Consider the following 15,253-nt stretch of genomic DNA (forward strand, 5'->3'; position numbering starts at 1 on the left):
GGTGGAATTCTTCTTTTTTACAAAAGGTGGTATACACATTGAAATTGCAAAAAGAGAATTTGATCATCTATTCTTTGTTACTTGGAGCTATACTAGTTCCGGTCAACTCAACGATGATCGCAGTCGCTTTATCATCCATATCAACTTATTATGATCAATCCATTTCAAACATTACTTGGGTTGTCACGATTTATCTTATTGTCATGGCGGTCACACAGCCTATCGCTGGTAAGTTAGGAGATATATATGGACACCGCCGCATGTATTTAACCGGAGTGACACTCTTTTTAATCGGCTCGATTGGCTGTGCTTTAGCACCTAATCTAGCATTTCTCATCATCTTTCGCTCCATTCAAGCAGCTGGCGGGGCTATTTTAACACCGAATAGCATTGCTTTGATTCGTGCAACAGTCTCACCCGAAAAGCTATCTAAAACAATGGGTTACTTTGGATTTGGTGCTGGTATTGGTGCCGCACTTGGGCCATTTATTGGATCGATTCTCATTCAGAGTTTTGATTGGCATTCCATATTCTTAGTAAATATTCCATTTCTGTTTCTTACACTAGTCACCGGCGTCTTGCTCATTCCAAACATAAAGCATACACGCATACATGCAAGGGTAGATATGATCGGTTCATTGTATTTAACCATCGGAATTGCCACAATCATTCTATGCTCAAAAAGCCAGCTACTAAATGAATATTTAATTTATGGCATTCTAGCATTGATTGTCATTCCTTTATTCTTTAAACATGTACGCAAAGTAAAGAATCCCATTATCGATTTATCCCTATTTAAAAACAGTTCATTTACAAATGCGAATCTGTCGATCATGCTAAGTAATTTTGTGATGTATGCCATCCTTCTCATTATGCCGCTGTTTATGGAACAACAACTTGCGCTTTCTCATACAAAAAGCGGTATGATTCTATCGATATTTTCTCTTTGTATGTCTCTTAGCGGTTTATTAGGCGCAAGACTCCATCCAAAAAAAGGCGCGAAAAAAATGATTCGCTTTTCATTTCTCTGCCTTACTTTATCAGGCATCATGTTAATTACACTGAGTCAGTACCCAACCTTACCACTGCTTATCGTGACACTAGTCGCAGGTGGAATTTCATCAGGGATTGGTATGACCAGTATGCAGATGGCTTCTTTAACAGCTGTTGATCAAAGCTTATCTGGTTCGGCATCTGGTATTTTCTCAACCTTTCGATATTTTGGCAGTATCATTTCGTCGACATTGATTGGTATCATGAGTGGTTTCCAATCTTTATTTATTGTATTAATGGGCGCAGGAATCCTTGGCTTCCTTTTATCCCAACGCGTCAAAACGAAATCTACCTCTCCATCATCTGGACATTCTGCCTAATCACTCCCTGCGCTCTATGGCAATTTAGAGCGGGGGAGTTTTCATTATTTTTATCACTGTAAGCTATAGCTGGCACAGGAATCAAATATTGAAAATCCTTTTTTAAAGATGAAAAAATGCCACATGACTAGACAAAAAAGGAACTTTAAATCGAATTGTCCTCATTCATCTACCTAAAATCTGTTTTTCATCTCTTTCAGCATTGATAACTTCGATTTTTTTTCACAATTTTTGTGGTATGCTTTTTGAAAATAGAGGACGCAAAGGAGCGGAAGAATGGAACGTGTAAAATATGTTGTGATCTATTTATCAGCTCTATTGTTATTCCTGTCAGGCTGTGGAAAAGACCAGCAATTTACTCCACCTGGCAGCTCTCAATCGATCGCGGTCATCTCTCAATTAAAAAAAGCCTCCTTTTCAATAGTTGATTTACAAAAGAATAAAATGATCTCTTCCGTTGATTTAAAACATCCGCTCACTGATCTTATCCAAATCAACAAAGACGTCATCATCGCAACTAGTAAAGAAGGAGAATCGCTTATCGAAATTAATTTAAAAAAAGGTACAGCAACAGATTATATGGATGTGAATAAAGGGCTGACTTCCCTTACATATGATGCAGCTTCTCACACCTTAATTGCAGCAGATTCGCAGAAAAACGTCGTTTATTTTATTGATACGCAGCGTAAAAAAATAAAAGCAACTGTGAAGACCGGAAAGTTACCTTCTTCTATGACACTTTCTCCGTCAGGTACTTTATTTGTTTTAAATGCAGAAAGTCATACTGTCTCTGTTATAGATATTGAGAAGGAAAAACATATACGTACGTTCTCTGTACTTGAACGACCATCTGGTATTCATTTTGATGGACAATCCATTTGGATCGGTGGTCACGGTAAACCAGGCACCTTAAATAAGAGCATTTTTGCTTACGACCCTCAAACAGGTAAAAAGCAGCGAGAAATAAAACTAGGCGTTATGCCTGTTGCATTCTTTTCAGAGAAAAATTCTTCTACTTTATATGTACTTTGTCATGGAGATCATACGCTATACAAAGTAGATACAGAGACGAATAAGCAGCTTGCTTCTGTTGAAACTGGTCAAAATCCGAATTATATCACCGCTGATACCACATCAATATATGTGAGTAACTTAGATGACAATTCAGTATCAATTATCGATAAACATACATTCATGATGAAAAATCGACTGAATGTCCCATCAGGACCTTATGCTATCGTGTTGGAGGAAAAGAAATGAAAGAACAAATGCATATTTTAATTGTAGACGATGAGTTCGATATGCTTGAGTTAATCGGATCCTTCTTAAAAAGACAAGGCTTTCACATCATCACAGCTAGTAATGGAATGGATGCCTTACGTCAGCTTGAAAAGGAACCCGTTGACCTTGTAGTACTAGATATCATGATGCCTGATATGGATGGATTTGAAGTCTGCCAGCGTATCAGGCAAACATCTCAAATCCCCATCTTATTCTTAACAGCTAGAAGTTATGAGGAGGATCGAATTAGAGGCCTAGAAATTGGTGCGGATGACTACATCATGAAGCCTTTCAGTCTACGTGAGCTTGCAGCAAGAATTGAAACAACTTTGAGACGAATTAGAGGTCTTTCGCTAAAGCGCAGCCGCATACAGTTTGGTGACATGGAGATTGATCAGGATGGTAGACAAGTCTATATCCATCAGGAGCCCATCAATTTAACTAGAAGAGAATTCGATTTGCTCATGTTTCTTTTACTCAATCAAGGCCAAGTGTTTTCACGAGAACAGCTCTATCAAAAATTGTGGGAATCACATTCTACGAGCGGCTCTTTACGAACAGTCGATACACATATCAAAACGCTGAGACTGAAATTAAAGGGAGCGGAACGGCATATAAAAACCGTTTGGGGTGTCGGCTATAAGTTTGAGGAGGAAGAATGAAGCCTTTATCGATTAAAAAGAAAGTGCTCTTCTTAATCCTTGTAGTGACCGGAATCGTTGCTGCCTCAGCTCTTGCCCTCACCTATTACTTATACCAGCACTTGTATGTTGATAAGCAGATTGATTCCTTAAGTTTACAAGGTAAAAAGCTGGCACAAATTTATCATCAACACGGGAAAGATACGTATTTTACCGATAGAGTAAAATGGGCTAACGACTCGAGTCAGGCGAACATTATTTTTACAGATGACCCAATGGAGCTTTCAAGTGGTCTTCCTTTTGATACGAACACAAATGATAACCTCATCACGTTCAAGGAACGCCAAAAACTCCTTCAAGGGGAAACCGTCGTGTTGATTAGAGAACACTCACAGTTTCATCAAGATATTCTTGGCATCGCCATCCCTGTTTTCTCAAGCAAAGATGAGCTATCAGGGACAATTTTTCTATCCATGCCCTTATCGGATGTATATGAACCCTTTGTCCAAATCAGATTGACACTTGGCATATCCATTTTGTTAATTCTGCTCCTGATTTTCTTTATCGGATATAAGAGCTCCAATAAAGTCGTTCGGACAATTAATCAAATGAAAGAAATTGCGATGGAAATGGAATCTGGCGATTTTTCAAAACGGATGGCTGTGACCAAAAACGGAGATGAATTAAACCAGCTGAGCCGCTCTTTTAACAAACTGTCTTCTACCCTTGAAAAAGTTGAGCAGCACCGCAGGGAATTTCTTGCGAATGTCTCCCACGAACTTCGGACTCCGCTAAGTTATATGAAAGGATATGCTGAAGGTATTGAAGAAGGGATCATTGATCAAAAAAAAGGAATGCACATCATCCAGGATGAGGCCGCACGTTTAAGCCGACTTGTGCATGATCTTTTAGACCTTGCGCAGCTAGAAGGAGATTCTTATCCACTAACGATGGAGCCAATCGTCTTTGCTCAGCTGATTCATGACGTTCTTGATCAAATGGCATTTATCGCTAATCAAAAGGGCATTTATCTGAAACGGACACTTGATGAGGATTGTATTGTGTATGGCGATAGCGATCGGCTGCAACAAGTGGTTCGTAATTTACTGGACAATGCCATTCATTACACTCCCTCTGGAAAATCGGTCTCGATTGAATTACTAGTTCACCAACATAAAGCTGAATTGAGAGTGACAGATGAGGGCAACGGCATTCCAAAAGAAGACCTTCCACATGTTTCTGAGCGATTTTATCGAGTAAATAAGGCACGTACGAGAAAAGATGGCGGCTCAGGTCTTGGACTAGCTATTGTCTATCAAATCATGAAAAAACATCATGGCACGTTCGATATTCAATCTGAGCCAGGATGCGGTACGACAGCCATCATCCAGCTGCCAAATACTCCAGTCGTTGAAAACCTGCCAACGATATAACCAATTAGATTTTTTAGGTAAGGTTATTCGTTTAATCCAAATATACGCATCAGTCGCCTAAATTTGAACAGCTATTTTCGGCATCTTTTTGATCATCTACTTTTATGCATCAATTCCTTTCAAAAGGATAGTCGATTGCTTTCGTTCAAACAATAAAACTACATTAAAAAAGCGTGCGAGACCTTCTTCAAGAGTCCTGCACGCTTTTAAATTAAACAGCTGTTTCAAACCGCTTTCTATTGATGAAGAAAGAAAGCGTAATGATGAGATAGATACCCATTGTGACCAAGGTTTGGACAATCGGAGTTGTTGATACAACACCGATAAAAATGGCAATGATCGCAATGACAGAAAACCATGTTGTGAAAGGATACAGCTTGACGCGATATCCTCCTGGTGCTGCTACGCTTCGAGACTTTAGATGCCCGACAGCAATAATAAACCAGATGAATAAGACCGTGTAGCTTAAAGATCCCATTAAATAATTAAAGGTTTGACTTCCTACAAAAAGAGAGATTAATACGGCTACATACAAAGTAGATGTACATACTAGAATCGCTCTGACTGGCACCTGCTGTTTCGACAGCTTCGAAAAGCCCTTCCATATACGGCCATCCATTGCCTGTGTAAATAGTACCCTTGAAGAAGCATACAGACCAGAGTTCATAGAAGACAAGATTGCTAATAGAATAATCCCGTTCATGATATCACTTGCATATGGCACACCAATCGTTGCAAACACCGTGACGAATGGGCTCACTTGTTCATTGTTTACTTGATTCCAAGGAATTAAGCTGACGATGATGAAGAACGGAAGTACATAAAAACCGATGATTCGTACAAATGTACTTTGAATGGCTTTTGGGATGACTTTTTCAGGGTTTTTCGTTTCTGCTAATGTAACCCCAATCATTTCAGTTCCGCCATATGAATACACGACCACCAGCATTGCCGCAATTAAGCCGCCTGTTCCATTCGGAAAAAATCCTCCGTGTTCGGTTAAGTTGGATAATCCCGGTGCTGCATGCTGTCCGAATGAGACAAACAGCATCGTTAACCCAATGATAATAAATAAAAGAATGACAGCAATTTTAATAGAAGCTAACCAGTACTCTGTTTCAGCAAACATTTTGACTGAACAAACATTGATCAATGTCACAACAAGTGAAATGATTAACACAAGTGTCCAAATCGGTACTTGTGGGAACCAGTACTGAATAAAGATTGCAGACACGATCGCTTCTGCTGCAATGTTCAACACCCACATTTTCCAATAGATCCAGTCTAAGAAATAGGCGGGGTATTTGCCTAACACAGGTTCAATTAAATCACGGAATGTTCTAGCGCCAGGTCGTGCAACTGTCATTTCGGCAAGTCCTTGCATAATAAATAATAAAATAAGACCACCAATCATATATGCCAAAATGACAGCAGGACCCGCGATATCAATGGCAGAACTGCTTCCTTTAAACAGACCAGCACCGATGGCACCGCCAAGTGCGAGCATCATGATATGCCTTGACGTCATTGTTCGTTTTAATTGCACATGTTCCTTTTCCATTTTCTATAGCTCCTTTAAATTTGAATCTTCAGACAAATATAAGATAAAAGCATATAAAAAGGCCAGTCATCTCCTTGAAGAGACGACTGACCTTGCAACCGCGTTACCACTCTTATTGACTCAGACATAGCTGAATCCAACTTGAAACCCGATAACGGAGGTCACACGTAAAGACTTACTATTCATTCAGTCTTGCCGCTCCTTGAGCGAGTTCAATGATTCGTTTTACTGCGTTGCACCAACCCGCAGCTCTCTTAGAAAACGGATATTCATTTACTATTCTCAAGTCAAAGCGTTTTATAGTCAATTTGTCTATTTATCAAAGATTTTATTTTTTAAATATACTGACTAACCACACAATTGTCAACAGCCTTTTTCAGACATTTTCTTTTAACGAATCCAAATGGCTACTTCATCCATTGGACGACGCGTTTTGCCGCGCTTTGGCTCAATGACTCGATACCCAAAGGCAGCCATGACAGAGATGTCGTACTGACCATCTTCAAGTAATCCTTCTTCCTCAAGCATACGATGAATTTCATCGTAGCTGAATCCCTCAACAGGGCATGAATCGATGCCGATTTGTGCTGCGGCTGTCATCATATTTCCAAGGGCAATATACGTTTGTTTGGAAGCCCAATCGAAGAGCGTGCGGTTAGTTTCCATCAAATGAAGATCATTCTCTTGGAATTGTTTGTAGCGTTCTTTTACCATCTCAAACGTTTCGTCTGTCATTCCTTTGATTTCCTTGTTGATGTATTCTGCATATGCTGAATCGTACCGGGCGTCTGTTCTTGCCAAAATGATCACAAAATGGCTGGCAGTTGGAAGCTGCTTTTGCGCACCCCATGTATATTCTTTTAATTTCTCTCTAAATGCTTCATTTTGAACGACGAGGAACTTCCAAGGCTCAAATCCGACAGAGCTTGGCGAAAGTCTTCCTGTCTCTAAAATGAACGCAAAGTCATCTTCTGGAATCTTTTTCGCCGGGTCAAACTCTTTTGTCGCATGACGGAATTCATACGCCTCAATGATTTCTTTTTTTAATTGCTCTTTGTCTCGCATGGTATTCATCCTTTCTAGTGAACGATTAGGGTGTGAAGTTTCACCAATCCAATTTCTTTCCATTCCCATATAGAAATTGTTATGATAAGAAAACAAACAACCCGAATGTGTGATGTGATACCTCTATGGTAAAAGAAAAACTTCCTTTGATTCAAGTACGCACATTTTTGTTCGTTAGGTACAATCATGTTCGTTTATCACCCATTTCGCCTTAGAAAGGAGTGTAAAGATGAGTGCACCATCCAATCCAGTCAGTATTGTCAATCATGGCTGTCCCGTTTCCACCACAACGAGTGTAATAGGAGGAAAATGGAAAGGAGTGATCCTTTATCATTTGACTTGCGGTCCAAAACGATACAACGAATTACGCCGGCTTCTGCCAAGGATTTCTCAGCGTGTTCTTACGCTGCAATTGCGCGAGCTAGAACAAGACGGCGTTGTTCACAGAGAAGTCTATGAGGAGGTCCCTCCTCGTGTCGAATATTCACTCACTTCTTTAGGAGATACGTTAAAGCCTATCATCTTCGCTATGCGTGAATGGGGCGAATCCTATGGAAAAGAAGCGCGTCCAAAAGAAAAAAGCTGCCATCTCTAGCAGCTTTTTTTTATGATGAAATCGCCGTTGATTCTTGCTGAGGATCATCCTTCACAAACAGGATGCCAAGCTGATGATGCTCCCCTTCGTAAGAAGCGCGTTTCTCAAACCTTGTCTGACCATTCAAGCCAATGATCTCAAGCTTTGTCAGAGCACGATTGGTTTGAAGGGCTTCGTAAAATTCCGAAACGGTTTTGACTTCAATTCCATTCACCTTTGTAATGACTTCTCCGATCTCAAGCTTTAAATCAGCTGCAGGTGTATTCGGAATGATTCCCAGCACCATTAGCCCTTGATTACGCTTAGAGAAGTAGAATGGAGCTGCATTGTCGTTGACTCTCTGTTTCCATGAGAGGAATGCTCTTCCGGCAATCGCTATCAATACAGCTCCCCATGCAATCGGCTCAAACCAAATACTTGCAGCACCTAGTAAAGCAACAGCGAGTCCAAGCATGAGAATACGCCGTGCCGTAATTTGAATGCTGACAATTGGCAGCGATCCTTGAATCCGCTGCCCGAAACCGATGATGTATGGAATCAAAATAAATGAAAAGCTTTGATCGTGTACTTGAAGCACCGGCCACCATGGCAGAGAAGAAGTAAATTCGCCTGCCGGCATCAGCAAAACAAGCGGTAAAAGCCACAGACGGTTTGCCCGCTGCTGTCCAATCAAAAGTCCTCTCGCACTCATCACCATTGCAGGCGATGTTCGTAAATGCGCCGTTCGATAGGCTAGAATCCCCTCGGTCATTAATAAAAGACCTAGCAGAATAACAACGGCTGATGTATTCATCATTGAGAGCTGCGGCAGCCATGAATGGCTCACTTGGAAATACATCAGTCCAAGTGCCGCAATAAAGCTGAAACCGAGTGTGTATGCAGACGAAAGCGCACTCGCCTTAAAGAATAAAGAGCAAACAATGGTCATCGCTGCAATCAGCACGATGAATTCAGGCGGGAGGGCAATCCCTAAGCCTACTGAAATGACGGATAGGCAAATCCCTAGAATCCATCCCTTTGAATATGTAAATTTAAGTTCATCGTATACATCTTCTATTCTTGTTTGAAACGCTTTTCTCTCCCGCTTTACGCGGATGTAGCCATGTAACAGGCTGATTAATATCATGAAATAAAAAAGAGGGTGGATTAAAAACAGACCGACCGCTTTTAATCCAGCTCCCATCCACTCCGAGCTCATTATCGTTCACCGCCCAAGTCAAGCATTTTCTCTTATTCTATCAAATAAATCGATGCTTGACACCAGGTTTATTTCTCCTGATTCATCCAAAGTGTGACATTCGACAGTGAAAAATCTTTTAAGTAGTGATTGACATCTACATCTAGTATGCCGCCGAGCAGCTGCATCGACCTCTTGATGTCGGTTAAGTTTATACCAAGTCTCTTATGATTATCCATTAAATAATTGAAGTATATCTCAGCACAGTCTTCATCGATTTCGTCGACTGATTCTACCGTTGTGTAATTGACCAAGTACCTGCTTAACAGCATGAGCAGACTTAATGCCTTTGTAGCGGAAAACGTCACATCTTTCGTACGACTCTTAAGCTCCTCTACCAACTCGTAATATTTTTTCTCTCTCACAATACTTGCCCTTTTCAATTGTGTACCCCCATTTACTAGTTCTTTTAAGAAAAGCGCAAACCTCGGTACAGCTTAATGCTCAAGCTGAATATCCGCAAAAAATAAAATATTTAAAATGAGTGCTACTTTATATTGTAAGAATTATTTATGTAACATACAACTTTCAAAAGTTTCATTTTCATGACATGTTTAAATCAACAGAAAGTCTCTTATATAAATATGTTATCGGGTAAAATCGAAGGAATGTTATGTTTTTTGTAAAATAAATGAATATATTTCTCGATATAATTTATTTTTAAGAATAAACTATTACATGTTTGTGACACTTATGAACCAAAAAAAAGAGGCATTTATTCGCCTCTTTATTTTTTAAGATATAGTGCTTTTAGTGCAGTCTGCAGTTGAAGATCATTTTTTTCATAGGATTTCACTTCATCCACCATTTTGTTCATCATTTTCGCTGTCTTCAGATCAATTACACCTGATTTGTTGAGATTGTATGTGCTTTGGAAGGCTAATACCGCTTTTTTCGTTTCTTCATCAAAGTAGCCGTCTACTCTGCCGGGGTCGAATGACAAGCCCTTTAATAGCGTCTGTGCTTGTCTCACTTCTTCATTGTTCATATCAAGCTGGAGTGGTTCTTTCAGCTGAAGCGGTCCTACAGTAAAGTAATCTGGCTGATGAATCGCAATCGTCGGTACGACACCTTTTTTGTGAATCCAATTTCCTTTTGGCGTGAGCCATTTATACAGCGTTAATTTAATGTTACTGCCGTCACCCATTGGAACCGCCTGCTGCACAGTGCCTTTCCCAAAGGAGACATCACCGACGACTTCATATTTTCCGGCTTCTTTCATAGCACCAGCGAGTATTTCAGAAGCGGATGCACTGCCTTTATCAATTAAGACATTAACTGGGTAAGGCTTCTGTTCTTTCCGCTTTGAAAAATAGCGTTTCCTGTCGCCGTTCCGTTCTGCAATTTGAATATAAGGCTGATCTTTTGTAATAAAATGCTTCAAAATGTCTTCTACACTTTGCAGATAGCCGCCAGGGTTTCCTCTCACATCAAGCACAAGACCTTCTATGCCCTTTTTCTCGAGCTGTTTCAGGCTTGATGTGAAATCCTTCGCAGTATCTTCTGAAAAGCTTGAGATCGCGATATAGCCTGTTTTATGACCATTTACCTCTTTCACAGAGGAAGTCACGGTTTCAAGTGGGATTTCTTCTCGTTTGATATGGAATGTTAACTCTTTTTCAATCCCATTTCGTCTGATTTTCAGAGCGACGGATGTTCCTTTTTTCCCTCTTATTTTCAGTACAGCATCGTTTAAGCTTTTTTCTTTCATCGACTCACCATCAATGCTGATGATTTCATCTTTCGGCTTTAGACCTGCTTTTGCTGCAGGGGATTTTTTAAAAGCAGAGACGATAATGATTTTTCCTTCATCCATCCCCACCTCTGCCCCAATTCCCTCAAAAGAAGAATCAAGCGAATCAGAAAATTGCTTGGCGGTTTGCTTGTCCATGTATACTGAATACGGATCATTTAAACTTGAAAGCATTCCTTGAATGGCGCCTTCAAGCAGCTTTTGGCGATCCACTTCCTCTACATATTCATTCGAAATAAGGTCATAGGCTTTCTCAATTTTCTCCATCCCATTCTCTTTCGCCTTATCACTTGATTGAGCTTGTCCAGCCATTGCAGCAGCTGCTTGCGGTGACTCCGCATGAGTTCCCTCTTTATGCGTCATCACCCCTGCACTGATTAATAGAATGACACTCGCCATAATAGATGCGATTTGTTTTTTCATATTTGGCCTCCTTCTTCAACTCTTCCTGATGACCTGAGTTATTATATGCCAGAAGAAGGGATTTCATGTAAAGACATTCTGCTGCGAAGGCTTGACTAATTATTTTATTAGGTGTAATTTTTATTTTGTTATGATCGAGAAGGAGTCTTCGCTATGTATATTATATTGACGATGCTATTATTAGGAATTTTATTAGGATTTGTAGGAGCAGGCGGTGCTGGTTTTGTCATCGCATTGCTTACGTTAATTTTTGATATCCCTATCCATACCGCACTTGGGACATCTTTAGCCGCAATGGCATTTACGACGTTATCAGGTGCATACAGCCACTACAGGGAAGGGAATATTCAGCTGAAATCTGGTTTGATTGTCGGAGCTTTGGCTTGTGTGGCTTCCTTTGCAGGAGCTAAGATTGCTCCTTTTATTCCAGAAGGAAATCTGCACTATTTAACAGCTGGCATGCTCTTTTTATCCGCTGTGTTTATGATGATCAAATTATTTGTTCTGAAGGAAGAAGCTGAGCAGCAGCCGCTTTCTTCACGTCAGCTGCTCATAAGGGGTATTATTTTAGGACTTGTATCCGGATTGCTATCAGGTATGTTTGGTATCGGGTCCGCACCATTTATCCAAGTAGGACTTTTGATTTTACTGAGACTTTCCATTCGACAGGCAGTTGGTACGACGATGCTTGTCATTATTCCAATTTCCATCGGTGGTGGAATTGGATATATTACAGAGGGCTATGTTGATTTTATCTTGCTCATTCAAATTTTAATCGGAACAGTATTAGGTGCATATATTGGCGCAAAATTTACACGCCTTGCACCGAAGCTTTTATTGAAATCGGCTGTACTGTTAACACCTATTATTGCCGGTTTACTGCTGTTATTTTAATTTTATTTAGAATAAGAAAAGCCGATAACATGATGTTATCGGCTTTTTGATTAGCGAATATATTGCGCTGGATTGACTGCATTTGATTTTGCGCCATTCCATAATCCTTTATGAATTTCAAAATGGAGATGCTGACCATGTGACTGGCCTGTATTACCCATATATCCAAGGAATTGTCCTTGCTCGACTCTCTGCCCTGTGGACACACTTCTTGTAGATAGGTGGGCATATACCGTTTGATAGGTCTGTCCATTGATATTATGCGTAATGAATATCACATTCCCGTAGCTCGATGAGTAGCTTGAGTTCGTGACTGTTCCAGATGCAGCTGCGACGACAGATACTGTGCCTTTTGCTGCAATATCTAATCCGAAGTGGTTTCCGCCAGAACGTCCGCCAAAGCCAGATGAGAATCGGCCAGCAGCTGGTTTAATAAAGCCTGAGCTGCTTGCTGGTGTATCAGATATTTGATCTGAACCGCCACTTTGAGGTGTAGGTGCACTTTTTTCAGCAGCTGCTTGTTCTGCTTTCTTTGCTTCTTCCTTTTGGCGGCGTGCTTCCTCAGACTTCACAGCCGCTTTTTGGTTCGCTAAAATTTCTTGTTCATTTTCAAGTTTGCCTAATTCATCATGGGCATGGTTCTTTTTATCTGTTACATTCCCTAAGATTTTTTCTTTTTCTTTTTGCTGTTTAGAGAAATCCTTTTTCAACTCTTCTAGCTCTTTCAGAGATGTTTCAAGTCCACTTAGCTGATTATTTAGCTCTGCTTCTTTTTGCTCCACCAGCTTTAAATCATTTTCATGTTCTGTAATCATGTCTTTGTCTGCTTCGACAATGGTTGTAACAGCTCCAACACGACCGACAAAATCACTAAAGCTGCGAGCACCCAGCAGCACATCTAAATAGTTGATCGTACCGCCGCTTTTTTGCATCGAACGAATTCGATCTTTGAAAATAGCTTTTCTTTTTTCAATTCGATCATTGATGACTTGAATGTCTTTTTTTAGTTTCTTGATCTCTTGCTTCGTTTGTTTGACTTCTTTTTCTTTTTCTGCGACTTTTTCAGTTGCAGCACTTACCTTGTGGTCAATCTTTTCAATTTCTTTTTTGAGCTTGGATTCTTTCTTTTCAAGCTTAGCCAGCTCTGATTTCTTTTTCTTCAAAGTTGATTCAGTCTTTGATGTTTTCTCTTCGATTTGTTGACGTTTTTGATCTAGGTCTTCGTATGCGAATGCACGATTCTCGTTCCCTGGAATATATAGCCACGTTGTTCCAATAAACGCTGCCATTCCAGCCATCATCAGCTTTCTTTTCAAAACGATATTCCCCTCCTATGACAACTGCCTGCATGAAGAGTCGACCGGATGAATCGGTTCAACCGGTCACACCTTCTATCAAACTCTCGAGTGCTGCCATCAAAAATAGATTTATACTTTTAAGAATTTACGGATGGACGTCAAGCTTCCCCATACACCAATGATTGCACCGATCAAAAGAAGGACCAGTGAAACTTGATAGACAAACGGGTTATATGGAAGCATGGAAATAAATGAGCCTTGTACTCTCGGTGCCACCCAGCCCACTGCATATTGATATGTGCCAAGCAGTAGAGCAATCGGTATAATGGAACCAAATACACCAAGCAGTAATCCTTCAATGAAGAATGGCCAGCGGATAAACCAGTTCGTTGCACCTACGAGCTTCATAATCTCGATTTCTTTACGTCTAGCAAAAATCGTAATTTTGATCGTATTAGAGATCAAGAACATGGCTGTAAATAAAAGCCCAATAATGAGCGCAATCCCTACATTCCGCGCCACTCCAACCACATTAAAGAGTCGGCTGACTTCTTCTTTTCCGTAGGTTACTTTATACGTACCTTTTAGGTTTTCTAATTTCTTCGCTACTTTTGGTGTATCGTGTGGATCTGATGTTTTCACAATAAACGCATCGTTTAATGGGTTTTCTTGATCAACAAGTCCCATGGATTGTCCATTTTCACCAAAGCTTTTAATCAGCGCTTTTAGTTCGTCATCTTTAGATGAGTACTTGACATCACTGATTTCAGGAATCTTATCAATTTCTGCTTTTAATTCATCCTGCTGCTTTTGATTCGCCGTTAATTCGATTAACACTTTTACTTCTACTTCTTTTTCAGCGTTCGATGCCATGTTGTTCAAGTTGAGCATAATCACAAGAAAAACCCCAACTAAAATCAATGTGACAGTGACCGCACTAATTGATGCAAATGTCATCCACGTGTTTCTTCCAAGTGAACGGAAGCTCTCACGTAAATGCCGCGAGAGAGTTTTAATCATAAATGCCGTACTCCCCTCTTGCTTCGTCACGCACAATCATTCCATCTTCGATTGCGATGACGCGTTTCTTCATGCTGTTTACAATCTCTTTGTTATGTGTCGCCATGACGACTGTTGTTCCTCGGTTATTAATCTCTTCGAGTGTCTTCATGATTTCCCAAGATGTGTCTGGATCAAGGTTTCCTGTCGGCTCGTCTGCAATGACTACCTCAGGACTATTCACGATCGAACGAGCGATAGATACACGCTGCTGCTCACCGCCAGACAGCTGGTCAGGAAATTGTCGTGCTTTGTGCTTGAGCTGTACCAAATCAAGTACATCCAGCACTTTTTTCTTAATGATATGAGGCTGTTCCCCAATGACTTCAAGAGCAAATGCCACGTTCTCAAACACTGTGAGGGTTGGGAGCAGTTTGAAATCTTGGAATACTACGCCAATTTCTCTTCTTAAGTAAGGGATTTCTTTTTCCTTAATCGAGCCTAAATCTTTGCTATTAATTAAGATTTTCCCTTTGGTTGGCTTCTCTTCACGATACATCATTTTGATGAAAGTGGATTTACCAGCACCACTGGGACCAACAACATACACAAACTCTCCTGGGTGGATAGAGACATTGATTCCATTGATCGCCTTTACACCGTTAGAATAGATCTTGTAGACTTCCTTCATTTCAATCAT

Annotated in this window: 14 protein-coding genes and 1 other annotated feature; of the genes, 6 read left to right on the top strand and 8 right to left on the bottom strand. The window is 40.4% G+C overall.

Annotated elements, in window-relative coordinates:
- The first annotated feature begins 38 nt into the window (after positions 1–38).
- From QRN39_RS12820 to QRN39_RS12835, 4 genes are all read left to right on the top strand, one after another.
- Positions 39–1,373, top strand: a complete 1,335-nt coding sequence (locus QRN39_RS12820; protein WP_284907372.1) for an MFS transporter — start codon at positions 39–41, stop codon at positions 1,371–1,373.
- Positions 1,374–1,649: 276 nt separating this feature from the next.
- Complete coding sequence (locus QRN39_RS12825; protein ID WP_284907373.1) at positions 1,650–2,633, top strand: YncE family protein; 984 nt, start codon at positions 1,650–1,652, stop codon at positions 2,631–2,633.
- Positions 2,630–3,316, top strand: a complete 687-nt coding sequence (locus QRN39_RS12830) for a response regulator transcription factor (protein ID WP_050944310.1) — start codon at positions 2,630–2,632, stop codon at positions 3,314–3,316. Before QRN39_RS12825 ends, QRN39_RS12830 begins: the two co-directional genes overlap by 4 nt.
- Positions 3,313–4,728: a HAMP domain-containing sensor histidine kinase gene (locus tag QRN39_RS12835; protein WP_106032161.1), complete on the top strand. Its 1,416-nt coding sequence runs from the start codon at positions 3,313–3,315 to the stop codon at positions 4,726–4,728. Before QRN39_RS12830 ends, QRN39_RS12835 begins: the two co-directional genes overlap by 4 nt.
- Positions 4,729–4,939: 211 nt before the next feature.
- Here QRN39_RS12835 and QRN39_RS12840 read toward each other — a convergent pair whose 3' ends face one another.
- Positions 4,940–6,289, bottom strand: coding sequence for an amino acid permease (locus QRN39_RS12840; RefSeq protein ID WP_050944314.1), 1,350 nt, complete (start codon positions 6,287–6,289; stop codon positions 4,940–4,942).
- A gap of 75 nt (positions 6,290–6,364) precedes the next feature.
- Positions 6,365–6,589 (bottom strand) — a binding site (T-box leader).
- Positions 6,590–6,679: 90 nt separating this feature from the next.
- Positions 6,680–7,354: an NAD(P)H-dependent oxidoreductase gene (locus QRN39_RS12845; RefSeq protein WP_106032160.1), complete on the bottom strand. Its 675-nt coding sequence runs from the start codon at positions 7,352–7,354 to the stop codon at positions 6,680–6,682.
- Between the two features lie 229 nt (positions 7,355–7,583).
- Here QRN39_RS12845 and QRN39_RS12850 point away from each other — a divergent pair, with 229 nt between their 5' ends.
- Complete coding sequence (locus QRN39_RS12850) at positions 7,584–7,949, top strand: winged helix-turn-helix transcriptional regulator (protein ID WP_050944318.1); 366 nt, start codon at positions 7,584–7,586, stop codon at positions 7,947–7,949.
- A gap of 10 nt (positions 7,950–7,959) precedes the next feature.
- On the opposite strand, the gene QRN39_RS12855 is transcribed toward QRN39_RS12850, so the two are convergent.
- The 3 genes from QRN39_RS12855 to ctpB all read right to left on the bottom strand — a co-directional run bounded on the left by QRN39_RS12855 (position 7,960) and on the right by ctpB (position 11,362).
- Positions 7,960–9,147 (bottom strand): PDZ domain-containing protein, encoded by a 1,188-nt coding sequence (locus QRN39_RS12855; protein ID WP_284907374.1) that lies wholly within the window; start codon positions 9,145–9,147, stop codon positions 7,960–7,962.
- Positions 9,148–9,215: 68 nt separating this feature from the next.
- On the bottom strand, positions 9,216–9,569 hold the full coding sequence (locus QRN39_RS12860; protein ID WP_007500014.1) for a swarming motility protein SwrAA: 354 nt from the start codon (positions 9,567–9,569) through the stop codon (positions 9,216–9,218).
- Between the two features lie 344 nt (positions 9,570–9,913).
- Positions 9,914–11,362: a carboxy-terminal processing protease CtpB gene (gene ctpB / locus QRN39_RS12865; protein ID WP_284907375.1), complete on the bottom strand. Its 1,449-nt coding sequence runs from the start codon at positions 11,360–11,362 to the stop codon at positions 9,914–9,916.
- A 153-nt stretch (positions 11,363–11,515) separates the two neighbouring features.
- On the opposite strand from ctpB, the gene QRN39_RS12870 reads away from it, so the two are divergent.
- On the top strand, positions 11,516–12,256 hold the full coding sequence (locus QRN39_RS12870; protein ID WP_003213751.1) for a sulfite exporter TauE/SafE family protein: 741 nt from the start codon (positions 11,516–11,518) through the stop codon (positions 12,254–12,256).
- Between the two features lie 50 nt (positions 12,257–12,306).
- Here QRN39_RS12870 and QRN39_RS12875 read toward each other — a convergent pair whose 3' ends face one another.
- The 3 genes from QRN39_RS12875 to ftsE all read right to left on the bottom strand — a co-directional run bounded on the left by QRN39_RS12875 (position 12,307) and on the right by ftsE (position 15,253).
- Positions 12,307–13,572 (bottom strand): murein hydrolase activator EnvC family protein, encoded by a 1,266-nt coding sequence (locus QRN39_RS12875; protein ID WP_284907376.1) that lies wholly within the window; start codon positions 13,570–13,572, stop codon positions 12,307–12,309.
- Between the two features lie 111 nt (positions 13,573–13,683).
- Positions 13,684–14,574, bottom strand: coding sequence for a permease-like cell division protein FtsX (gene ftsX / locus QRN39_RS12880; RefSeq protein ID WP_034620145.1), 891 nt, complete (start codon positions 14,572–14,574; stop codon positions 13,684–13,686).
- Positions 14,567–15,253: a cell division ATP-binding protein FtsE gene (gene ftsE, locus QRN39_RS12885; RefSeq protein WP_003213646.1), complete on the bottom strand. Its 687-nt coding sequence runs from the start codon at positions 15,251–15,253 to the stop codon at positions 14,567–14,569. Before ftsE ends, ftsX begins: the two co-directional genes overlap by 8 nt.

The sequence above is a fragment of the Bacillus sp. lyk4-R2A-2 genome (genome assembly GCF_030209735.1).
In the GTDB taxonomy this organism is placed as follows: Bacteria; Bacillota; Bacilli; order Bacillales; family Bacillaceae; genus Bacillus; species Bacillus pumilus.